This window comes from Streptococcus sp. HMSC065E03 (genome assembly GCF_001815045.1).
Lineage (GTDB): Bacteria > Bacillota > Bacilli > Lactobacillales > Streptococcaceae > Streptococcus > Streptococcus parasanguinis_AD.
This window is the reverse complement of the sequence record NZ_KV818852.1, coordinates 167,617-188,698: the sequence shown is the minus strand read 5'-3', so window position 1 is coordinate 188,698 and position 21,082 is coordinate 167,617. Positions and strand designations below refer to the sequence as shown.

The 21,082-nt window shown below is 42.6% G+C and carries 23 protein-coding genes; all 23 read left to right on the top strand.

What is annotated here, in order from left to right:
* The first annotated feature begins 86 nt into the window (after positions 1–86).
* The 23 genes from HMPREF3002_RS05600 (at position 87) to HMPREF3002_RS05490 (ending at position 21,051) form a co-directional block, all read left to right on the top strand.
* Complete coding sequence (locus tag HMPREF3002_RS05600) at positions 87–470, top strand: hypothetical protein (RefSeq protein ID WP_070665502.1); 384 nt, start codon at positions 87–89, stop codon at positions 468–470.
* A gap of 133 nt (positions 471–603) precedes the next feature.
* On the top strand, positions 604–1,647 hold the full coding sequence (locus tag HMPREF3002_RS05595; protein WP_023918955.1) for a 2,3-butanediol dehydrogenase: 1,044 nt from the start codon (positions 604–606) through the stop codon (positions 1,645–1,647).
* A gap of 94 nt (positions 1,648–1,741) precedes the next feature.
* Positions 1,742–2,653 (top strand): DMT family transporter, encoded by a 912-nt coding sequence (locus HMPREF3002_RS05590; RefSeq protein ID WP_023918954.1) that lies wholly within the window; start codon positions 1,742–1,744, stop codon positions 2,651–2,653.
* 154 nt (positions 2,654–2,807) lie between these two features.
* Positions 2,808–3,896: a DUF4352 domain-containing protein gene (locus HMPREF3002_RS05585; RefSeq protein ID WP_070665500.1), complete on the top strand. Its 1,089-nt coding sequence runs from the start codon at positions 2,808–2,810 to the stop codon at positions 3,894–3,896.
* Positions 3,897–4,041: 145 nt separating this feature from the next.
* Complete coding sequence (locus tag HMPREF3002_RS05580; RefSeq protein ID WP_070665498.1) at positions 4,042–5,187, top strand: amidohydrolase; 1,146 nt, start codon at positions 4,042–4,044, stop codon at positions 5,185–5,187.
* 120 nt (positions 5,188–5,307) lie between these two features.
* Positions 5,308–6,135, top strand: a complete 828-nt coding sequence (locus HMPREF3002_RS05575) for an amino acid ABC transporter substrate-binding protein (protein WP_031572958.1) — start codon at positions 5,308–5,310, stop codon at positions 6,133–6,135.
* A 24-nt stretch (positions 6,136–6,159) separates the two neighbouring features.
* Positions 6,160–7,023 carry a MetQ/NlpA family ABC transporter substrate-binding protein gene (locus tag HMPREF3002_RS05570; RefSeq protein ID WP_023918949.1) on the top strand — a complete coding sequence of 288 codons (864 nt, stop codon included), beginning with the start codon at positions 6,160–6,162 and terminating at the stop codon, positions 7,021–7,023.
* 72 nt (positions 7,024–7,095) lie between these two features.
* Positions 7,096–8,469 carry a M20/M25/M40 family metallo-hydrolase gene (locus tag HMPREF3002_RS05565; RefSeq protein ID WP_070665496.1) on the top strand — a complete coding sequence of 458 codons (1,374 nt, stop codon included), beginning with the start codon at positions 7,096–7,098 and terminating at the stop codon, positions 8,467–8,469.
* Positions 8,462–9,529 (top strand): methionine ABC transporter ATP-binding protein, encoded by a 1,068-nt coding sequence (locus HMPREF3002_RS05560; protein ID WP_049486347.1) that lies wholly within the window; start codon positions 8,462–8,464, stop codon positions 9,527–9,529. The genes HMPREF3002_RS05565 and HMPREF3002_RS05560 overlap by 8 nt, the downstream gene beginning before the upstream one ends.
* Entirely contained in the window at positions 9,526–10,218 is a 693-nt protein-coding gene (locus HMPREF3002_RS05555) for a methionine ABC transporter permease (RefSeq protein ID WP_003008487.1), read from the top strand. Before HMPREF3002_RS05560 ends, HMPREF3002_RS05555 begins: the two co-directional genes overlap by 4 nt.
* A 12-nt stretch (positions 10,219–10,230) precedes the next feature.
* Complete coding sequence (locus HMPREF3002_RS05550) at positions 10,231–10,827, top strand: MptD family putative ECF transporter S component (protein WP_070665494.1); 597 nt, start codon at positions 10,231–10,233, stop codon at positions 10,825–10,827.
* Positions 10,817–11,665: an SAM hydrolase/SAM-dependent halogenase family protein gene (locus HMPREF3002_RS05545; protein ID WP_070665492.1), complete on the top strand. Its 849-nt coding sequence runs from the start codon at positions 10,817–10,819 to the stop codon at positions 11,663–11,665. The genes HMPREF3002_RS05550 and HMPREF3002_RS05545 overlap by 11 nt, the downstream gene beginning before the upstream one ends.
* 14 nt (positions 11,666–11,679) lie before the next feature.
* Positions 11,680–12,231, top strand: coding sequence for an ECF-type riboflavin transporter substrate-binding protein (locus HMPREF3002_RS05540; protein ID WP_049518348.1), 552 nt, complete (start codon positions 11,680–11,682; stop codon positions 12,229–12,231).
* Between the two features lie 293 nt (positions 12,232–12,524).
* A complete protein-coding gene (locus tag HMPREF3002_RS05535; RefSeq protein WP_003005328.1) occupies positions 12,525–12,719 on the top strand; it encodes a helix-turn-helix transcriptional regulator in 195 nt (64 codons plus the stop codon).
* A 28-nt stretch (positions 12,720–12,747) separates the two neighbouring features.
* Positions 12,748–13,230 carry a DUF6773 family protein gene (locus HMPREF3002_RS05530; RefSeq protein WP_070665491.1) on the top strand — a complete coding sequence of 161 codons (483 nt, stop codon included), beginning with the start codon at positions 12,748–12,750 and terminating at the stop codon, positions 13,228–13,230.
* A 10-nt stretch (positions 13,231–13,240) separates the two neighbouring features.
* Positions 13,241–13,732 carry a DUF6773 family protein gene (locus HMPREF3002_RS05525; protein ID WP_070665490.1) on the top strand — a complete coding sequence of 164 codons (492 nt, stop codon included), beginning with the start codon at positions 13,241–13,243 and terminating at the stop codon, positions 13,730–13,732.
* Positions 13,733–13,883: 151 nt separating this feature from the next.
* Positions 13,884–14,867, top strand: a complete 984-nt coding sequence (locus HMPREF3002_RS05520) for an oxygen-dependent tRNA uridine(34) hydroxylase TrhO (RefSeq protein ID WP_070665489.1) — start codon at positions 13,884–13,886, stop codon at positions 14,865–14,867.
* A 99-nt stretch (positions 14,868–14,966) separates the two neighbouring features.
* Positions 14,967–15,872, top strand: coding sequence for a DUF4299 family protein (locus HMPREF3002_RS05515; RefSeq protein WP_070665488.1), 906 nt, complete (start codon positions 14,967–14,969; stop codon positions 15,870–15,872).
* A 156-nt stretch (positions 15,873–16,028) separates the two neighbouring features.
* Positions 16,029–16,802 (top strand): nucleoside phosphorylase, encoded by a 774-nt coding sequence (locus HMPREF3002_RS05510; RefSeq protein ID WP_021153738.1) that lies wholly within the window; start codon positions 16,029–16,031, stop codon positions 16,800–16,802.
* Positions 16,803–18,506: an ABC transporter ATP-binding protein gene (locus tag HMPREF3002_RS05505; protein WP_023918938.1), complete on the top strand. Its 1,704-nt coding sequence runs from the start codon at positions 16,803–16,805 to the stop codon at positions 18,504–18,506.
* The gene (locus tag HMPREF3002_RS05500) at positions 18,478–19,308 is read left to right on the top strand and encodes an energy-coupling factor transporter transmembrane component T family protein (protein WP_070665487.1); all 831 of its coding nucleotides are present in this window, start codon (positions 18,478–18,480) and stop codon (positions 19,306–19,308) included. The genes HMPREF3002_RS05505 and HMPREF3002_RS05500 overlap by 29 nt, the downstream gene beginning before the upstream one ends.
* Before the next feature lie 4 nt (positions 19,309–19,312).
* On the top strand, positions 19,313–20,065 hold the full coding sequence (locus tag HMPREF3002_RS05495) for an SDR family oxidoreductase (RefSeq protein WP_045759779.1): 753 nt from the start codon (positions 19,313–19,315) through the stop codon (positions 20,063–20,065).
* 83 nt (positions 20,066–20,148) lie between these two features.
* The gene (locus tag HMPREF3002_RS05490) at positions 20,149–21,051 is read left to right on the top strand and encodes a carbohydrate kinase family protein (RefSeq protein WP_070665486.1); all 903 of its coding nucleotides are present in this window, start codon (positions 20,149–20,151) and stop codon (positions 21,049–21,051) included.
* The last annotated feature ends 31 nt before the right edge of the window (positions 21,052–21,082 follow it).

The following is a 21,082-nucleotide window of genomic DNA, read 5'->3' as shown; positions in this document are numbered from 1 at the left end:
AGCCGAGAGGTTGGTTTTTACTATCCATAAAATTGTGTTAGAATAGGAAAGACCATTACATATCAACTGGCATTAGGAGGAGTTACATGAACAAATTTTTAAGAGTCTTATTTGTCCTGGTTATCATCGCCATGACTGGAGCGATTATCTTCCAGCTATTCTTTCCATCCTATATGGGAAGTCATTCGGGATATGGTATTTCTGTCGGTTGGCAACGGGAGATTGGGATTTGGAATGTGGCGGTCCTTGTGATCCTGATTGCTGTCAATCTCAAATACGATTGGTTTTATCTTCGGACGGTTCTATTGGCTTTGATCCTAGGTGGGCTTGGGATCGGGAGCAATCATCTCTACAGTTATTTTCACTATCATCTGCCGGTCAATGGGATCGGTGCGCTTGAAAATTACCTCCTGGTCCTTGGTTGGATGGTGGGGTGGAGATTGGAATCTTCTCGGATCAAGAAGAAATAAGAAGGAGCAGTCAAAGGGCTGCTCTTTTTCATCTTCAGTTTTTCCTTGACAAACAAAAGGAAAACGTTTACAATTTAAAATATAAAGTTTCCTGAAAAGAAAACAAAAAACGTGAAAACAAGGAGATCATCATATGGCTACTATGAAAGCAGCTCGCTGGCATGCAGCAAAAGACGTTCGTATCGAAGAAGTGGAAGTACCTGAAGTACAACCACATCAAGTAAAAGTGGCAGTTAAGTTCACAGGGATCTGTGGTACGGACTTGCATGAATATTTGGATGGACCGATCTTCATCCCAACTGAAGAACATGTGTATTCTGGTCAAAAAGCACCGGTCACTTTGGGACATGAATTCTCTGGTGAAATTGTAGAAGTCGGAAGTGATGTGACTCGTGTCAAAGTTGGGGATCGCGTGACGATTGAACCAATTTTGGCAAAACATAACCTAATCGGTGACTATAACCTTGATCCAAACTTGAACTTTGTCGGCCTTGCTGCAGATGGTGGTTTTGCCAAATATTGTGTCCTTGATGGAGATTTGGTTCATGTGATTCCAGATAGCTTGAGCTATGAACAAGCTGCTCTTACAGAACCTGCTGCTGTTGCTGTGTATGCCGTTCGTCAATCTGCATTGAAAGCTGGGGATACAGCCGTTATCTTTGGTTTAGGCCCAATTGGTCTTTTGATCGTTGAAGCCCTTCGTGCAGCAGGAGCATCAAAAATCTATGCGGTTGAATTGTCTCCTGAACGCCAAGCTAAAGCAGAAGAATTGGGAGCAATCGTTGTTCGCCCAGAAGAAGGAGAAACAATCGTCGAAGCCATCCATCGTTTAACAGGTGGTGGAGCAGATGTTTCTTATGAAGTTACTGGAGTTCCAGTTGTTTTAGGTCAAGCCCTTGCAGCTGTTCATAAAGCTGGGGAATGTATGGTCGTATCTATCTGGGAACGTGAAGCCAGCATCAATCCAAATGAATTTGCTATCCAAGAAAAATCTCTCAAAGGAATTATTGCCTACCGTCATATCTTCCCTAAAGTGCTGGAATTGATGGAACAAGGCTACTTCTCTGCTGAAAAATTGGTTACCAAGAAAATTAAATTGGAAAATATCGTTGAAGAAGGATTTGTTGAATTAACACAAGATAAATCTCAAATCAAGATCTTGGTTCAACCTGAATAAGCGAATAAATTTATATGAAATATATGAGGCTGAAACGTTTCGTTTCGGCCTTTTATGATACAATAAAAGTAAGGAACAGATTTAGGAGGGGACTATGTCAAAGACGATGAAAGGAACACTCATGACCTTGATCGCTGGGATCGCTTGGGGCTTGTCAGGAGCCTGTGGCCAGTACCTACTGGCTCATGGATTTACAGCAATTGGTTTGACAACGATTCGTTTAGTGTTTTCAGGGGCTGTGCTGCTGCTTCTTGCTTATCTAGCAGACCAGGAAAAAGTAAAGGCCTTTCTAAGAGACCGCTCGTCCTACCTTCCCTTGCTCTTATTTGCTTTTTTAGGGTTGTTAATGACCCAATTGACTTATCTAGAAGCGATTGATGCGACTAATGCAGGTACGGCAACTGTTTTTCAATATCTCTGTCCCATTGTAGTTTTGGCCTATTCTTGTGTTAAGGACCGAGTAGCTCCGACAGTATCTGAGGTCATTTCCATGGTCTTAGCGATCGCAGGGACCTTTCTCATTGCAACCCATGGTCAACTAAATCAATTAGCCATCACTCCTAAAGGACTAGTTTGGGGACTGGTTTCTGCCTTTGCCTATGCCCTCTACATTATTCTGCCGATTCAATTAATTCAAAAATGGGGAAGTATGTTGGTGATTGGTATCGGTATGCTCATTCCAGGACTTGTGATGATTCCCTTCACAGGAAGAAGACTCTTTCATGGCCAATATAGCATGGACAATCTGATGGGCTTAGTTGGCTTGGTGGTGATTGGGACCATATTTGCCTATACTGTCTTTTTGAAAGGAACGAGTCTGATCGGTGCAGTTAAAGGAAGTCTTCTTGCAGCTATGGAACCTATTTCAGCAGTTTTCTTTTCTTTTATCATTATGAATGAACATTTCTTTGCCATTGATTTTATCGGAATGGCTATGATCCTCTTTGCGGTCCTCTTGATTTCCCTCAAGGATCTCATGATTCAAAAAGAAAAAGGAATCTTGTAAAACCAAAACCAATCATATTTTAGTTAAAAGGTTGAGACGAAGGTCTTGGCCTTTTTGTAATCCTCGCCCTCTGAGGGAGAGTTATCACTATATAGCGTATACATCGCTAGAAAAAGATGTTAAAATAGAACAAAACTTTTTTAAGGAGATGAGGATGAAAAAGATTTTTAAATGGACCCTATTTGCTGTAGCGACCTTGAGTTTAGCGGCTTGTGGAATCAGTGCTCAAAAGACAAATTCGCAGCAATCAAAGACGGAAAAAGCGGCGAAAAATTCAGCATCTGACGGTCAAGTAGAGCTGAGCCTAAAAGGAGGGCAATACATCAAACCGCCTGTCCTCAATGACTCAGAAGACGGCACTTATTTGGCCCTTCAATTAGAATTTAAGAATGTTGCTAAAGAATCTATTAACGTGTCAGATTCAGATATCACCATTTACGATGCGGAGAATAACAAGGTCAAATTGCAGTCAGGAATTTATGACCAAACGGAAGCCTTCCAATTGCTCAAGAGTGATCAGTTGGCCCAGGATAAAAAATTAACCGGCTATATTGTCTTCCCAGTCGAAAAAGGCAAAAAATACGAAGTGCAGTATGAACGAAAAACCTATAGCTCTGATAAAAAATCCAAGCCTCTAAAATTTGCGGTGGATTCTTCTCAGTATGAGGACAAGGTGGAAGCTTCAACTATTCTAGCAGATGAATACATCAATCAAGTTTACTTCAGTGGCCAACGAAAGGTCAAAAAGGATGATGCTTTTGTTTTGGGAACTGATTTGAAAAAGGAAGCCAGTGATTTCCGTGCGAAATTTGCGGCTGATTTTACCCGTCAATTGCATGATTACCAATTCCCAGAAGAAGAAGTGACCCAGTTTATCGATGCTTATGAAAAGGAAAATGCAAAGCGCGCGAAATTAACCTATAAGGTTAAACAATACCTCCCGGACAAGGTGGTCATTAGCTTGAATCCTGAGACTGTCAGCATGGAAAAGACGATTTTAAACCACATGCAGACCTTCTATCAAGAACATCGAAAAGACTATCCAGGTATCATCGAGGCGAATCAGGCTCAAAATAAAGCCTATAGAGAGGAAATGATGGCTTCTCTTGCAGATCGTCCCTTGACGACGCCGGATCGGTACGACTACCAGTTGACCTTTGTTAAGAAAGATGGCAAATGGGAAGTAGAAAAAGCCTACAATAGTGATAGCTTTATGGAAAAATTCGAGGGAAATCTTTCTTAATGCTGAAGTTGGCACTCCTAGGATAGGAATCTAGGAGTGTTTTTGTCTATAGTTTGAAACTATATCAAAACCCAAGAAACAAGAATTAGACGGAAACACCTATTAGTGATAAAATAATTTTAAGTTTGAAAGGAGATGAAGGCTTGTGTCTTTTTCTTATGAAGAGTTAGCAGAGATTCGCCACTATATCCACCAACACCCAGAATTGTCTGGTCAAGAATACCAGACAACCGCCTTTCTAAAAGAGCGTTTAGAAGAGTTGGGGATTCGTATTTTAGAGAGTGGATTAAAAACTGGTCTGATTGCAGAAATTGGCTCCGGCCAACCGGTAGTGGCACTTCGAGCAGATATCGATGCCCTTCCAATTTTGGAACAAACGAATCTGCCCTACCAAAGTCAACATCCAGGCGTCATGCATGCCTGTGGTCATGATTTTCATCAAACCAGTCTTCTAGGAGCAGCAGCTCTTCTCAAGGAAAAAGAAGACCAGCTTGAAGGAACCATACGCTTGATCTTTCAACCAGCAGAAGAAATCTCAGAAGGTGCTTCTGATGTTTTGGCAACAGGACTGTTGGAGGATGTTCAAGGAATTATTGGTTTTCACAACATTCCCCAGCTAAAAGCAGGGCAACTTGCCTTGAATGCTGGAGCCATGATGGCAGGGGTTGAGAAATTCAAGGTTACCGTGACAGGGGTTAGTAGTCATGCCGCAAGACCAGATTTGGGAGTTGACACTGTAACGGCCGTCACAACCATGGTTCAGAACTTACAATTATTAATTTCACGGACCGTTTCTCCTTTTGAAACAGCTGTTTTGTCCATTACGCACCTGGATGTGGGCTCAACCTGGAATGTACTTCCTAAATCAGGCTATTTTGAAGGAACCATTCGCTCCTTTAATCCGAGTGTGCAAAGAGACTTGAAGGCACATTTTATTTCCATCATTCGACACATTGCAGAAAGTCTGGAAGTGGATGTGGCTTTTGAGTGGGGTGTGACACCTCCCGTTACCTTTAACGATGAGGAATTGACGCAGGTAGTTTGGGAAGCTTCACAAGGTTTGGCTGAAGTGATCCCAGCGAATCCTTCTACAGCTGGAGAAGACTTTGCCTTTTACCAAGAGCGAATTCCTGGAGTCTTTGCCTTTATCGGTTCAAACGGAGAACCGGATGCGCCAGACCTTCATCATGATCACATGACCATCGATGATGCAGCCTTTGAGGTATCGGTTCCCTATTATGTTGAAAATGCGCAAGCTTTATTGCGGTATTTTAAGGCCCAAGAAGTGTGATAAAGAAAAACTATCACCTCCATAAAAAATATATATTAGGCAAGTAAATGCTTTTTTGATAAAATTAAAAAATACTTTTAAAATGGCGTTTTATGTGCCTGAAACGAATAAGGAGATCCTATGAATCTAAAAAAAGTGATTAAGTATTCTGCTTTAGGATTAGTTGCAGTCCTTGCAACCAGTGCTTTAGTAGCATGTTCATCTGGTAAATCAGCCAGTGGTAAGAAAACCATTGAAGTTGGGACTGTTGGAACAACCAAACCATTCTCTTACGAAGAAAAAGACGGCAAGCTAACCGGTTATGAAATCGAAGTTTTGCGTGAAATCTTCAAAGGTTCAGACAAATATGAAGTGAACTTTAACAAAACAGAGTGGTCTTCCGTCTTTGCTGGCTTAGATAGTGACCGTTTCCAAATCGGTGCCAACAACATTAGTTACTCAAAAGAGCGGGAAGAAAAATACCTCTATCCAAATCCATATGCTCGCAATCCATTAGTATTGGTCGTACCAAAAGATTCTTCTATTAAATCTTTGGATGACATTGGTGGCAAGAAAACAGAAGTTGTTCAAGGAACATCTACTGCTAAACAATTAGAAGATTACAATAAAAAACATTCAGATAATCCAACCGACTTGCAATACACAGATGGAACGATTCAAACCATCATGGCTAATCTAGCGGATGGTCGTACAGATTACAAGATCTTCGAACGGATCTCAGTAGATACTATCATTCGTGATCAAGGCTATGACAACTTGAAGGTTATCGAGCTTCCAAGCGACCAACAACCTTATGTGTATCCAATTATTGCAAAAGAAGATAAAGACCTTCAAAAATTTGTCAACAAACGTATCAAGGAACTCTATGACAATGGAACCCTTGAAAAACTGTCTAAAAAATACTTTGGTGGAGTTTATCTACCAGAAGCAAAAGATATTAAAGAATAATATATAATTAAAGGAGACTTCAAAATGAAATTGAAAAAAATTCTTGGTTTAACAGCTCTTGCAGCTATTGCAACATTTGCTCTTGCAGCATGTGGTTCTTCAAAATCATCTAGCAAAGATGGTGAAACAACTGTAAAAGTAGGTGTCATGACTTTGAGCGATACTGAAAAAGCTCGTTGGGATCAAGTTCAAAAGAACTTGGATGACGCTAAAACAGGAATCAAATTGGAATTCACTCAATTTACAGACTACTCACAACCAAACGTGGCTGTAAAAGATGGTAGCGTGGATATCAATGCTTTCCAACACTACAACTTCCTTGATAACTGGAACTCTAAAAACGACAATGCCCTTGTTGCAGTAGCAGATACGTACATCGCTCCAATCCGTCTTTACTCTGGTACAGAAAACGGTAAAAACAAATACACTTCAATTAAAGAAATTCCTAAAGGTGGAACAATCGCTGTACCAAATGACCCAACAAATGAAAGCCGTGCCTTGTATGTCTTGCAATCAGCTGGTTTGATTAAATTGGATACCAAAGATGGTCAATTGGCAAACGTGTCAAACATCAAAGAAAATCCAAAAGATTTGAAGATTTCTGAATTGGATGCTTCACAAACACCATCTGCTCTTCCATCAGTAGATGCTGCAGTCATCAACAATACCTTCGTTCGTGAAGCAGGCGTTGATTTCAAAAAAGCTATCTATGTTGAAAAGAAAGACAACAACTCAAAACAATGGTACAACGTGATCGCTGCTAAGAAAGATTGGGAAAAATCTGATAAAGCAAAAGCAATCAAAGAAATCATCAAAGCCTATCACAAAGACAATGTGAAGAAAGTGATCGAAGAATCTTCAGAAGGAATGGACCAACCAGTCTTCTAAGATTTGATCTCAAGTGTATGAAGGAGGTGGAGAAGCAATTCTCTACCTCTTATCGTGTATTAGGAGGAATGCATGCCTTTTGCAACAGAAGCGGAACAAATCCGTAAATTTGAAAATGATGAGGTCGCACAACATTATTTTGAAGTGTTGCGAACCTTGATTTCAAAAAAATCCATCTTTGCCCAACAAGTTGGTCTCAAGGAAGTAGCCAACTATTTGGGGGAAATTTTTACAGCTGCAGGAGCCAAAGTCGAAGTTGATGATAGCTACACAGCACCTTTTGTGATTGCCAAATTTTTCTCGCCAAATCCTGAAGCCAAAACCATCATTTTTTATAACCACTATGATACAGTACCAGCTGATGGAGACCAACCTTGGACGGGAGATCCTTTTACCTTATCAGTTCATTATGGGACCATGTACGGTCGAGGGGTTGATGATGACAAGGGGCATATCACGGCTCGTCTCACGGCTCTTCGAAAATACATTCGTGAAAGTGGCGATTTGCCAGTCAATATCACCTTTATCATCGAAGGAGCAGAGGAGTCTGCATCGACGGACTTGGATAAATACTTAGCTAAACACAAGAAACACTTGCGTGGGGCAGACCTCCTAGTCTGGGAACAAGGTACCCGAAATAATCAGGGTCAGTTGGAAATTTCCGGTGGTAGCAAAGGGATCGTCACCTTTGATATGGTGGTGAAGAGTGCAGAAGTGGATATTCATTCCAGCTATGGCGGTGTGGTAGACTCTGCTTCTTGGTATTTGTTAAATGCTATCGCCAGTCTTCGTGACAAAGAAGGCCGAATCTTGGTGGATGGGATTTACGATCAGATCCAAGAACCCAATGAACGCGAGCTAGCTTTGATCGAGCAATATGCCAACAAAGGACCAGAAGATGTAGCGGAAACCTATGGTCTAACCCTTCCAATCTTGAAGGAAGATCGAAAAGAATTCCTACGCCGTTTCTATTTTGAACCAGCCCTGAATATTGAAGGCTTTGGCTCTGGTTACCAAGGACAAGGTGTTAAAACGATTCTTCCGGCAGAGGCGCGTGCCAAGATGGAGGTGCGCTTGGTCCCTGGACTGGATCCCAAGGATGTCTTAGAAAAGATCAGGCAACAATTGAAGAAAAATGGCTATGATCAGGTCGAATTGGTCTATACTCTCGGTGAAATGAGTTACCGAAGTGATATGAGTGCCCCATCGATTTTAAATGTCATTCAGCTGGCCAAAGATTTCTATCCAGAAGGAGTTTCTATTCTTCCAACAACAGCGGGGACAGGGCCCATGCATACGGTATTTGAGGCTTTACAGGTACCGATGGCAGCCTTTGGAATTGGCAATGCCAATAGCCGTGATCATGGGGGCGACGAAAATGTGAAAATCGCCGATTATTATACCCATATTGAATTGATAAAGGAGTTAATAGCAAGTTATGAGTAAAGCAATGATTCAGCTGGACCACATTGATGTGACCTTCCAGCAAAAGAAACGTCAGATCCAAGCCGTCAAAGATGTGACTATTCATATTAATGAAGGCGATATCTATGGGATTGTAGGGTATTCCGGAGCTGGGAAATCGACCTTGGTTCGGGTGATCAATCTCTTGCAAGTGCCTAGCGCCGGAACCATCACTGTGGATGGAGATGTGATTTATCAAGATCAGGTGACCCTAAAACCGGCTGCCCTTCGGGAGAAACGTCGGGATATCGGGATGATTTTCCAACACTTCAACTTGATGGCCCAAATGACTGTCGCAGAAAATGTGGCTTTTGCTCTTAAACATTCTAAATTAAACAAAGAACAAAAGAATGAGAAAGTGGCGAAATTGTTGGATTTGGTTGGTCTAGCTGACCGTGCAGAGAATTACCCAGCCCAATTGTCTGGTGGACAAAAGCAGCGGGTAGCGATTGCGCGTGCCCTTGCCAACGATCCAAAAATTTTGATCTCAGATGAGTCAACTTCAGCCTTGGATCCAAAGACGACCAAACAAATTCTAGCTTTGTTGCAAGAGTTAAACAAAAAACTTGGCTTAACCATTGTCTTGATCACCCATGAGATGCAAATTGTCAAAGATATTGCCAACCGGGTAGCTGTCATGCAAAATGGCGAACTGATTGAAGAAGGGTCTGTTTTAGATATCTTCTCGAATCCGAAAAATGCTTTGACGCAAGACTTCATTACCGTTGCAACAGGAATTGATGAAGCCATGGTGAAAATCAATCAACAAGCGATTGTTAAGAACTTGCCTGATGATTCGATTTTGGCGCATCTCAAGTATGCAGGTTCTGTGACAGATACAGCCATCATCAATGATATTTACAAGCAGTACCAAGTATCTGCCAACATTTTATTTGGGAACATCGAGATCCTTGATAACACGCCTGTTGGAGAATTGGTGGTCATCTTATCAGGTGAAAATCAAAATCTGGAAACGGCCAAAGCTGAGTTAGAAAATGCAGGAGTTTCCGTGACTATTGTGAAAGATGGGAGAAAAGCATGATCCAGTTAATTCAAACATATTTACCAAATGTCTATAAATTAGGGTGGTCTGGCCAGTATGGATGGGGAACCGCTATTTACTTGACTCTTTACATGACCGTTATTTCCTTCATTATTGGTGGATTTTTAGGTTTGGTGACAGGACTTTTGTTAGTCTTGACCCGTCCAGGTGGTGTCATCGAAAATAGAATTGTTTTCCAAATTTTGGATAAGATTACTTCCTTGTTCCGCGCCATTCCTTTCATTATCTTGTTGGCCTTTATTAATCCCTTGACCTACTTGCTCTTGAAAAATACCATCGGTCCTACAGCAGCCCTTGTTCCGCTGTCTTTGGCTGTCTTTCCATTCTTTGCCCGCCAAGTCCAAGTGGTCTTGTCCGAGTTGGATGGAGGGGTGATTGAAGCAGCGCAAGCCAGTGGGGCAACCTTCTGGGATATTGTCGGAGTCTACCTGCGTGAAGGGCTTCCTGATTTGATCCGTGTGACAACAGTGACCATCATTTCCTTGATCGGAGAAACCGCCATGGCGGGTGCCGTTGGTGCTGGAGGATTAGGAACCTTGGCCATCAACTACGGGAAAAATATGTTTAACAATGATGTCATCTTTGTGGCGACCTTATTGATCCTGATTCTGATCGTTCTGGTCCAATTTATCGGGGACTTCCTTTCGAAGAAAATTAGTCACCGTTAGGATCAGTATCCAATGAATAGAATAAACGTGAATCAAATAAAACAAGTTGGAGCCTTCACTTTCCTCTATTTTCTTGCGATTGGACTGGGGGTCTTAGTTGGAAATCTGGTCGATCATCAAGGAAATATGTTTTATGCTCCTGCCTTTTCAGCCTTGTTTGGCGGGACGATCTACCGCTATTATCTAGAAAAAATAAAAGGAGTTGGATCTATCTTTATAGTTGGCTGCGTGATCGGATCCTTCTTCCTCTTTTCGCGTCATGGTGCAGGAGCCTTTATTCCAGCCTTGATCGCCGGAAGTTTTGCGGAGATGGTCGCCTCAAGTGGTCGTTTTCGCTCGAATTTACGAAATGCCTTGTCTTTTGTCATTTTTGCCTTTGCGACGACAGGGCCCATTCTTATGATGTGGTTCTATCCAGCCAGTTACCGCATGTCGTTACTGGATCGTGGTAAATCGATAGACTATGTCAATCGGGTGATGGTATCACCAGATCTAGCGACCATCACTTGGTTTGTCCTCACGGTCATACTGGGTGCTGGATTAGGATGGGGACTATCGAACTTCCTTCTTCCATTCTTGGTCAAAAAAGGAGATAAAGATGCACAATAATTTACTAGTTCTTCAGTCAGACTTTGGTTTGGTGGATGGAGCAGTATCCGCTATGATTGGGGTTGCTTTAGAAGAATCACCAACCCTTAAAATTCACCACTTAACTCATGATATTACCCCCTACAATATCTTTGAAGGGAGTTACCGTCTCTTTCAGACAGTAGATTACTGGCCAGAAGGGACGACCTTTGTTTCGGTGGTCGATCCGGGGGTCGGTTCCAAACGAAAGAGTGTGGTAGCTAAAACGGCGAAAAATCAATACATTGTCACTCCGGATAATGGCACTCTCTCTTTTATCAAGAAACATGTAGGGATTGTTGCTATCCGTGAGATTTCAGAGGTGAAGAACCGCCGGGCCAATACAGAGTTTTCTTATACCTTCCATGGGCGTGATGTATACGCCTATACTGGGGCTAAGTTGGCCAGTGGCCATATTAGTTTTGAAGACGTCGGACCAGAACTCAGTGTCGAACATATTGTGGAAATCCCAGTGGTTGAGACAGTTCTTGAGGACAATCTTGTTAAAGGTACAGTTGACATCCTAGATGTACGCTTTGGTTCTCTTTGGACTTCCATTACTCGAGAAGAGTTCAATCATTTGTCACCCAAATTTGGGGAACGTTTTGAAGTAACCATCTATAACAATGACATGCTGGTTTACCAAAACCAAGTAACCTACGGCAAGTCTTTCGCCGATGTGCGAATTGGACAGCCAATCCTTTATATCAATTCCCTTTACCGTGTTGGTCTTGCCATCAACCAGGGATCCTTTGCCAAGGCCTATAATGTAGGAGTTGGGGCTTCTTGGCATATCGAGATTAGAAAAATGGAAAATTAACAGGAGATATCATAATGAAACAGAAATCATTATTTTCAATTAAAGATGTTGTGGCTATTGGGGTTGGAGCAGCCCTCTTTGTCGTGATTGCTATGTTGCAAATCCCTGCACCTGCACCGAATACGAGCATTCAGTTGCAATATGCCCTTCAAGCTCTCTTTAGTGTAGTCTTTGGCCCAATTGTTGGCTTCTTAATCGGCTTGATTGGTCATGCCATTAAGGACGCTATGTCAGGTGGGCTTTGGTGGACTTGGATCATTTCAAGTGGTTTGTTTGGACTCTTTGTTGGTTTCTTCCGCAAACAAATCGGTGAATTTAAAGGGGAAGTGACAAAGAAAGAATTAATTGTCTTTAACGTCGTTCAAATCGTATCCAACCTTGTGATCTGGGGCTTTATTGCTCCGGTTGGAGATGTCTTGATCTACAAGGAAAGTGCCAATAAAGTCTTCCTACAAGGTGTTGTTGCGGGTTCATTTAATGCATTAACAGTAGCTGTTGCAGGTTCTCTTCTCTTGATTGCTTATGCACGGACTCAAACAAAAGATGGAAGTTTGACCAAAGATTAAATGTACAGAAGAAAAGAGAGTGGGACAGAAATCGGTAATTCGTTAGAATTCGATTTCGTCGTCCCTCCTTCGCACAGTTGAGTAGGGCTGTAAAAGCTGATGAAATCAGCGTAGTAGAGCCCATCAACCACTGCGTCTTGCTCGACAATCCAAAAATAATTGAGAGGCTAGGACTTTTGTCCCAGCCTCTTTTTTGTTTTATCAAAAATATTTTTTACAAAATGCAAGATATATATTGCAAAATAGAAAATATAGTGTATAATAAAGCTATAAAAACAAGAAAGGAAAATCATGTGGCGAAAAATCTCAAATTAAAAATGGCCCGGGTCGAGCATGATATGACCCAGGGGGATCTTGCAGATGCCATCGGGGTGACACGCCAGACCATTGGCCTGATCGAGGCAGGGAAATACAATCCGACCCTCAGCCTCTGCCTTGCCATCTGTAAGACCTTGGATAAGACGCTGGATCAACTGTTCTGGGAGTAACAGTTTTAATAATAGAAAGAGGAAACATATGAAACAAAAAAAAGAACCAATTGTAAAAGATGAACGGACCATGCTACTTGATGGAAAAATCGCAGGAGAACTTGTCCTTGGCATGACCTGCTTTATTGCCCTATCTGCCTTTGTGAAATCCAGTATCCTGGACTTAGACCTAGTCGCTTATCTCCCTGAGATGTTCCTTCTGATTGCCATGGGAGCCTATGCCTTTGTGAGAAGGATCAGTTCAGGGATTGATATCCGAGATATGTTAGATAAAGATAGCTGGTTGAGTCGCCTTGGATCAGGTCTATTCTTTGCTGTGCTTGTGACAGCTATGGATGTGATTGGAAAGCGAGAAGCAATGAGCTTTATGCTCAGTCCCAAGTATCTGGTCAAAATTTTATTAGAAATTCTCGTCTTTGCCATCCTGACAGATCTGCTTGAAAAACCACTTGCTCTTATCAATCGGAAAAAACAAGAGAAGATCGAGGCAGAGTTAGAGGATGAAGAATAAGGAGGAAGAGATGAGATTACAATTGCTGAACAAACAAATCATAGATGAACGAGAAGAAGGCTTAGCTAATAAGGCTGGTGCTGAGACAGCTGGTTTTATTTTCCTTGCCTTGACTGTTTTTAGTGTAGGATCCATTTTTACATCTAAGGTGGGGCTGAGTCCAATCATGGTGGTAGCCTTACTCATCGTCTCAGGATTGTATTACTCTGTTCGTTGTCAACGATTGGGTGTGAAATTTATCAGTTATAGCTATCTAAATGCGATGGGAATTGTAGCAGTAACCTTTATTCTCTCCTTGTTCATCTGGGCCCAAAATTTTCAATTAAACCAAGCTGTTTATCAGGCCAATCCTTTTCATTCAAAATTCTTACTAGTACTTCCTATTACCTTTTTACTGAATCTTCCAATTGTATGGGGAGTGAATACCCTTGTGATGCTTCTTGCAAAAGTTGAGAAAAAACGCTATGAAGCCTATCTGGATCAGATGGAAAAGGAAGAGTAGGAAAGTTGGAACCTTGGTGTCGTCGTGTAAAAGTCTGGAAACCCAGGCTTTTATTTTTCAGTCAAATAAATTGCATTCGTTTTCTTGGGAGAGTATACTGGTATAGTTGAATGAAAAATTCTGATAATTTAATCTTAGAAAAGAGAATCTTATGGCAAAACCTATTCGTGTTTTACTTTACTATAAATATGTTCCAATCGAAAACGCAGAACAATTTGCGGCAGACCACTTGGCTTTCTGTAAATCAATCGGCCTCAAAGGGCGTATCTTAGTCGCTAACGAAGGGATCAATGGAACCGTTTCTGGTGACTACGAAACAACGCAAAAATACATGGACTATGTTCACAGCCTTCCAGGGATGGAAGACCTCTGGTTCAAGATTGATGAAGAAGAAGAGCAAGCTTTCAAGAAGATGTTTGTTCGCTACAAAAAGGAAATCGTTCACCTTGGGTTAGAAGATGAAAACTTTGACGAGGACATCGATCCTCTTGAAACAACAGGTGCTTACTTGTCTCCAAAAGAATTCAAAGAAGCTCTTCTAGACGAAGATACCGTTGTTCTTGATACTCGTAATGACTACGAGTACGATCTTGGACATTTCCGTGGTGCTATTCGTCCTGACATCCGCAATTTCCGTGAATTGCCACAATGGGTCCGTGATAATAAGGAAAAATTCATGGACAAGCGTGTTGTCGTTTACTGTACTGGTGGAGTCCGTTGTGAGAAATTCTCTGGTTGGATGGTGCGTGAGGGCTACAAAGATGTCGGTCAATTGCACGGCGGAATTGCAACCTACGGGAAAGACCCAGAAGTTCAAGGCGAACTATGGGATGGTAAAATGTACGTCTTTGACGAGCGGATTGCAGTCGACGTCAACCATGTTGATCCAAGTGTAGTTGGAAAAGATTGGTTTGATGGAACACCATGTGAACGCTATGTCAACTGTGGAAATCCTTTCTGTAACCGTCGCATCTTGACCTCAGAAGAAAACGAAGACAAATATCTTCGCGGATGTTCGCACGAGTGCCGGGTTCACCCTCGCAATCGTTATGTTGAAGAACACAACTTGTCACAAGCAGAGGTTGCTGAGCGTTTGGCCCTTATCGGTGAGACGCTTGATGGAGCACCTGCATAATGGAAACAAACAGTCTGAAAGCTCAGGCTGTTTTTATATGGAAATTGATTGAAAATTGTGCTATACTTTAGGTAAGCGATTTCACAAAGGAGAAAACAAATGAGTATCGTGTTTTCAATCAAAAATAAAAAGAGCTTATTTGGCTATCAGAAAGTACTCGCAGCACAGGAAGTTCTTAAATTGGTAGAAGGGTTGACAACCTACAACTATGATCCTGCTACCCTTCATCGTCCCTTAAATGATTTTGAAGGCTTGAACTGTATCGTATTTGGTAAGAGCGGTCTTCCTCTGCAGTTACGCTATTTTGATGAGGAAGAGTCTTATCAGATTCAGGTGCCCTCTTTTGCGATAGAAGAAGATTGGCAGTTGGCCCTTCGATGGCTTAGTCGCCTAGGAGAAGTATTAGGAACGGAGATTGTGGCCAGCGACGGCGTGAGCTATACTCCAGATTCTATTTTCCATTTTGATTATGAAGTCGTTATCCTAGAAACGCTGGGTAATGTGACCAAGGAAAAAGATCTAAAAGAGTTTGAAGTACAAGGCTTCGCTCATCCAGTCTATTTGGATCGGGATACAGTGCAGGAAGTCTTGAACCATGTCCATCCACTAGAAGCCTACTCTGCCTTTATCAAGAAGATTCAATATAGTGCAGCATATTTCAGTCAAGTCCGTTTTTATCAACAGGAGGAGACAGGAGCCTTCTTAGCCAGCTATAGCTTGACAGAAGATACGGATACGGTCTTGCCAAGCGTGCCACATGTTCCTGCAGAATATGTAGAAATTGTGGGCTTAGCAGGTATCATTGATTGGCGGGTGCTATTGGTAGCGATAGATGGAGATCCGGATAAGCCAGAAAATTACCATCCAATTGGGTCTCTTGCTCTGAAGAACCTTATAGAAGCGCTAGAGCCAGATGAATACCAGCTGCTAGATGCTAGTCAAATTGAAATCAAAAAATTGTCCAAAGAGCGCTTGCTAGAATTAGCGCAGTTGGAAAACAAGTAACAATATCGTAGGGAACTGTCCTTCCAACGTTTGATCCGAAAAATCTAACGTCTGGGAGCAGTTCTTTTTTTATGCTCTTCCTTTGATCAAAAACCAATGACTAGACTAATTATGGTATAATAGGGGCCTAGAAGTAGAATGAAAGAGGTGCACGAAATGCTGTTAGAAGAATTTGATGCCAATCGACAGGCGATTATCAATCCACAAGACTTACACCAACCAATTGAAGGATTTCCCAAAGTAGTCATCTCTTGCTTTTCAAGAGTAACTTTTGCGCGCCTCCTTGAGAATTATGACCATGAGGTCATTGCAAGAACCTCCATGGCCAACTTTGAAGTCCTGGTCTATGGGATCACTATTGAAGACCAACAAATTGCTGCCTTTAATGCACCCGTTGGGGCTGCTTCCTGTGTGGGGATTATAGAGGATTTGATTCAATTTGGGATGGAAAAACTGGTGCTCTTTGGGACCTGTGGGGTTTTAGACCGTGATATCGAAGCGACTTCCATCATCATTCCAACGGCTGCTCTTCGCGACGAGGGGACTAGCTACCACTATCTGCCGGCTAGTGATGAAGTGGAAGTAAACAAGAAAACCCTCCCTCTCTTCCAAGCCTTTCTGGATAGTCACAAGGTTTCTTATCAGTCAGGAAAAGTGTGGACGACAGATGCACCCTACCGGGAAACCATCGACAAGATGAAGCGACGAAAGGAAGCAGGAGCCATCTGTGTGGATATGGAATGTTCGGCAGTGGCAGCCCTAGCAGTTTATAGAGGCTTTGAGCTCTGCCATTTCTTCTATGCAGCTGACCACCTCTCGGAAGAAAAATGGGATATCCGAACCTTATCTAGTCATGAAGATTTAGATAGCAAGGATCGCATCGCGGAGTTAGCCATCCAATTTGCTCTCTTTTGGGAAAAGGCAAACTAAATGAAAGAAGCAATGATTGAACTGAAGGATTTTTCCTTCCAATACAAGGCACAGTCTGAACCAACCTTGAAAAATCTCAACTTAACCATTTATAAGGGGGAAAAGGTTCTGATTGTTGGGCCGTCTGGTTCTGGTAAGTCAACCATTGGCCAGTGCTTAAATGGGATTATCCCTAATATCTATAAGGGAACCAGTAGTGGGCAATTCCTCATTCAGGGGAAAGAAGCCTTTGATCTCAGTATTTATGAGAAATCTCACTTGGTCAGTACGGTTTTGCAAGATACAGATGGCCAATTTATTGGTTTGAGTGTCGCAGAAGACTTGGCTTTTGCTCTTGAAAATGACATGGTGGATCTGGGAACGATGAAAGAGCGTGTGCAGAGTTGGGCAGAACGCTTGGATTTGATGAAGCTCTTGGATCATCGGCCACAAGATTTGTCCGGTGGGCAAAAACAGCGAGTGAGCTTAGCAGGTGTTCTGATTGACGAAAGTCCGATCCTCCTTTTTGATGAACCACTGGCTAATCTAGATCCCAAGTCGGGTCAGGATATTATTGATCTTATCGATCAGATTCATGAAGAACAGGGGACGACCACCATTATTATCGAACACCGTTTAGAGGATGTACTCTACCGTCCTGTCGATCGGGTTATCTTGATCAATCAAGGTCAAGTTCTCTTTAATGGGAGCCCAGATGAGTTGTTGAGGACGACACTGCTGGCTGAAAATGGGATTCGAGAACCCCTCTATTTAACAACTCTTCGCCAGCTTGGACAGGATATCAATCAATTGGAGCATCTGGATCGTTTGGACGATATCCAACTGGATGATGTAAATTGTGTGATTCCAGAAGCGACCTTTACTAAAACTGGTGAAGCAGAAGAACTATTGAAGTTGGAGCAGATTTCCTTTGCTTATCAAGAAAATCATCCGATCTTAAAAGATATATCACTCACGATTCCGAAAGGGCAGCGCTTAGCGATTGTTGGGAAGAATGGGGCAGGGAAATCAACTCTTGCGAAAGCCATCTGTGGATTCATTACCACAGAAGGGCAATACACCTCTAGAGGCGAAGATATCAAGCAGGAGAGTGTCAAGGAACGGGCTGAGCGAGTCGGCTATGTCCTGCAAAACCCCAATCAAATGATTTCGACCAATATGATTTTTGATGAAGTCGCTCTAGGTTTGCGCTTGCGGGGGATATCGGAAGAAGATATTAAGGAGCGTGTCTATCAAGCACTGAAAACTTGTGGTCTCTATGAGTTTCGTAAATGGCCGATTTCTGCCCTCTCATATGGGCAAAAGAAACGGGTGACCATCGCCTCTATACTAGTTTTAGGACCAGAAATTTTGGTCTTGGACGAGCCGACAGCAGGTCAGGACCAACGCAATTACACTGACATCATGGAATTTCTAGATAGCTTGCAAGAAAAAGGCCATACCATTGTCATGATTACCCATGATATGCAACTGATGTTGGATTATTCTGATCGTGCACTTGTGGTATCAGACGGACAAATTCTAGCTGATCTCTCACCTGCAGAGCTGTTCACTCATCCGGATATTTTACAAGAGGCTAATCTCAAAGAGACTTCGATTTTTGCCTTAGCCAATCGATTAGGAATGGATCCCTTGGCGCTAACGCAGTTTTATATGCAACAGAAAGGAGTAGATCATGAAGCATCGATTAGTCGGCTACCATGAGGGGACGAGTTTTCTTCATCGCCTTTCAGGTGCGAGTAAGTTACTCTTTCTTCTTTTTGTATCTCTTGCGGCCATGTTGAGTTATGATACCCGGCTCCTTCTAGGAATTGGTGTGGGCGCCTTACTGTTATTCTCTACAGCTCGTATTCGATTTCGGGATATTTCATTTGTACTTGCATTTGCTCTTGTTTTTGCACTGTTAAATGTTGTCATGGTCTATCTCTTTGCCCCCCAGTATGGTGTAGAGATCTACGGGGCAAAGACGGTACTGATGAAGGGGTGGGGCTCCTATAGTATCACCTCGCAGGAACTCTTTTATCTTTTTAATCTAGCTCTTAAGTATGTCTGTACCATACCTCTAGCCTTGATTTTTTTGATGACGACCCATCCTAGTCAGTTTGCTTCAAGCCTCAACCAAATTGGCGTATCCTACAAGATTGCCTATTCTGTCAGCTTGACTCTGCGTTACATTCCTGATGTACAAGAAGAATATCAAACGATTAAATTGTCTCAGGAAGCCAGAGGGGTGGAATTGTCCAAAAAGGCCAAGCTGATCAAGCGGATCAAAGGCAATTTGCAAATCATCTCTCCCTTAATCTTTAGCTCACTTGAGCGGATTGACAGCATTTCTACGGCTATGGAATTACGTCGCTTTGGTAAAAATAAAAAGCGGACCTGGTATTCTCATCAAGCCATGGAAATGAAAGATTATGGGATGATTCTATCAGCCTTGGCTGTTCTGGTTTTGAGTATTGTCCTGATCTTTGTCAATCAAGGACGTTTTTACAATCCATGGAGGTAATGACATGTCAGAAACGATTTTAGTAACAGGAGCTTCAGCTGGTTTTGGTCAAGCGATTTGCCGTCGTTTAGTAGCAGATGGATATCGTGTGATCGGATCAGCTAGACGCATCGATAAATTACATGCCCTTCAAGAAGAGCTGGGAGAAGCCTTTTATCCCCTGCAAATGGATGTGACGGATCTTTCTCAGGTAGATCATGCACTTGCCAGTTTGCCAAAAGCTTGGGAGAGAGTGGATGTTTTGGTCAATAATGCTGGCTTAGCTCTAGGCCTCGCCCCAGCTTATGAAGCAGAGATTGCAGACTGGCTGACCATGATTCAGACCAATATTGTCGGCCTGACCTATCTGACAAGGAAAATCTTGCCCCAGATGGTGGAACGAAATGATGGCTATATTATCAATTTGGGCTCTACAGCAGGGACTGTGCCTTATCCAGGGGCCAATGTTTACGGGGCATCCAAGGCTTTTGTCAAGCAATTCTCCCTCAATCTTCGGGCGGATCTAGCTGGCAAGAAGATTCGTGTCAGCAATATTGAACCTGGTCTTTGCGAAGGGACAGAGTTCTCTTCTATTCGCTTTAAAGGAGACGAAAAACGGGTAGAGGCCCTCTATCGAGGTGCCCATGCCATTCAGCCGGAAGACATTGCCAACACCGTAGCTTGGTTGATCCAACAGCCCAAGCATGTCAATGTCAATCGGATTGAAATCATGCCGGTTTCCCAAACCTTTGGCCCTCAACCCGTTTACCGTGATTAAAATGAGAAGCAACCACTCCACAAGGGGTTGGTTGTTTTTTATCTTTCCTCTGGTATAATAGAAGGCAAAGTAAGGAGAAAAAGATGACAGCTGCGTTAATTATTGGTTCTACCGTTTGTGATGTGATGATTTACTTGGATCGTTTGCCGAGTCGTGAAGGAGATGCCCATATTGATCACCAACAATGGTCTGTGGGAGGTTGTGCATTTAATGTCGTCAATATTCTTCATTTTTTGTCGCAACCCTACCAGTTTGTCTCGCCTGTTGGTTCTGGGATGTATGGTGATTTTATTCGGAGAGAGCTAAAACAATTAGGGATTTCTTCTAGCATCTCATTAGAAGGGGCCAATGGGTGCTGTTATTGCTTTGTAGAGTCTGATGGTGAGAGGACCTTCTTATCGGACCACGGAGTAGAGTATAGCTTCCGAGCAGAGTGGCTAAAAGAGATCGAGACAGATCCGTTTGATTACATCTACTTGTGTGGCCTTGAAGTCGAGGAGCCAACCGGTCTTGCATTGGTGCAGTCTGTTTCGCAATTAGAAGGCCAGGTGATTTTCGCACCAGGACCACGCGGACTCATGATTCCCAAAGATCGACTGGAAGCAATTTATGATCTGCATCCGATTCTCCATGTTAATGAGGCTGAAGCACTGGCTTTTTCTGGGTGTAGAGAGATCCAGCCAGCCATCGAACGTTTGTATCAGAGAACGGGACAATTAGTCATTGTCACCTTGGGGGAAAAAGGAGCGGTTGCCTATGATGGCAACTGGTATGAGGCGGCCGGTTTCCCAGCAGAAGTTGTTGATACAGTAGGTGCTGGGGATAGCCATGTCGGAGCTTTTCTGTCAGCCCGATTAGAAGGCTTAGATATCGCACAAGCCTTAAGCTTTGCCAATAAAGTCTCTAGCCAGATTGTTGCAAGTAAGGGCGTTCATCTGACAAAAGAGCAGCAAGAAGCCCTACGAACAGAATTGAAACAAAAATAAAAAAGAGAGTGGGACAGAAATCGGTAATTCG

Excerpts from the sequence above, each read along its gene's own strand:
- HMPREF3002_RS05600 (WP_070665502.1), top strand. The coding sequence starts at position 87 with ATGAACAAATTTTTAAGAGTCTTATTTGTCCTGGTTATCATCGCCATG.
- HMPREF3002_RS05595 (WP_023918955.1), top strand. The coding sequence starts at position 604 with ATGGCTACTATGAAAGCAGCTCGCTGGCATGCAGCAAAAGACGTTCGT.
- HMPREF3002_RS05590 (WP_023918954.1), top strand. The coding sequence starts at position 1,742 with ATGTCAAAGACGATGAAAGGAACACTCATGACCTTGATCGCTGGGATC.
- HMPREF3002_RS05585 (WP_070665500.1), top strand. The coding sequence starts at position 2,808 with ATGAAAAAGATTTTTAAATGGACCCTATTTGCTGTAGCGACCTTGAGT.
- HMPREF3002_RS05575 (WP_031572958.1), top strand. The coding sequence starts at position 5,308 with ATGAATCTAAAAAAAGTGATTAAGTATTCTGCTTTAGGATTAGTTGCA.
- HMPREF3002_RS05570 (WP_023918949.1), top strand. The coding sequence starts at position 6,160 with ATGAAATTGAAAAAAATTCTTGGTTTAACAGCTCTTGCAGCTATTGCA.
- HMPREF3002_RS05565 (WP_070665496.1), top strand. The coding sequence starts at position 7,096 with ATGCCTTTTGCAACAGAAGCGGAACAAATCCGTAAATTTGAAAATGAT.
- HMPREF3002_RS05560 (WP_049486347.1), top strand. The coding sequence starts at position 8,462 with ATGAGTAAAGCAATGATTCAGCTGGACCACATTGATGTGACCTTCCAG.
- HMPREF3002_RS05555 (WP_003008487.1), top strand. The coding sequence starts at position 9,526 with ATGATCCAGTTAATTCAAACATATTTACCAAATGTCTATAAATTAGGG.
- HMPREF3002_RS05550 (WP_070665494.1), top strand. The coding sequence starts at position 10,231 with ATGAATAGAATAAACGTGAATCAAATAAAACAAGTTGGAGCCTTCACT.
- HMPREF3002_RS05545 (WP_070665492.1), top strand. The coding sequence starts at position 10,817 with ATGCACAATAATTTACTAGTTCTTCAGTCAGACTTTGGTTTGGTGGAT.
- HMPREF3002_RS05540 (WP_049518348.1), top strand. The coding sequence starts at position 11,680 with ATGAAACAGAAATCATTATTTTCAATTAAAGATGTTGTGGCTATTGGG.
- HMPREF3002_RS05530 (WP_070665491.1), top strand. The coding sequence starts at position 12,748 with ATGAAACAAAAAAAAGAACCAATTGTAAAAGATGAACGGACCATGCTA.
- HMPREF3002_RS05525 (WP_070665490.1), top strand. The coding sequence starts at position 13,241 with ATGAGATTACAATTGCTGAACAAACAAATCATAGATGAACGAGAAGAA.
- HMPREF3002_RS05520 (WP_070665489.1), top strand. The coding sequence starts at position 13,884 with ATGGCAAAACCTATTCGTGTTTTACTTTACTATAAATATGTTCCAATC.
- HMPREF3002_RS05515 (WP_070665488.1), top strand. The coding sequence starts at position 14,967 with ATGAGTATCGTGTTTTCAATCAAAAATAAAAAGAGCTTATTTGGCTAT.
- HMPREF3002_RS05510 (WP_021153738.1), top strand. The coding sequence starts at position 16,029 with ATGCTGTTAGAAGAATTTGATGCCAATCGACAGGCGATTATCAATCCA.
- HMPREF3002_RS05505 (WP_023918938.1), top strand. The coding sequence starts at position 16,803 with ATGAAAGAAGCAATGATTGAACTGAAGGATTTTTCCTTCCAATACAAG.
- HMPREF3002_RS05500 (WP_070665487.1), top strand. The coding sequence starts at position 18,478 with ATGAAGCATCGATTAGTCGGCTACCATGAGGGGACGAGTTTTCTTCAT.
- HMPREF3002_RS05495 (WP_045759779.1), top strand. The coding sequence starts at position 19,313 with ATGTCAGAAACGATTTTAGTAACAGGAGCTTCAGCTGGTTTTGGTCAA.
- HMPREF3002_RS05490 (WP_070665486.1), top strand. The coding sequence starts at position 20,149 with ATGACAGCTGCGTTAATTATTGGTTCTACCGTTTGTGATGTGATGATT.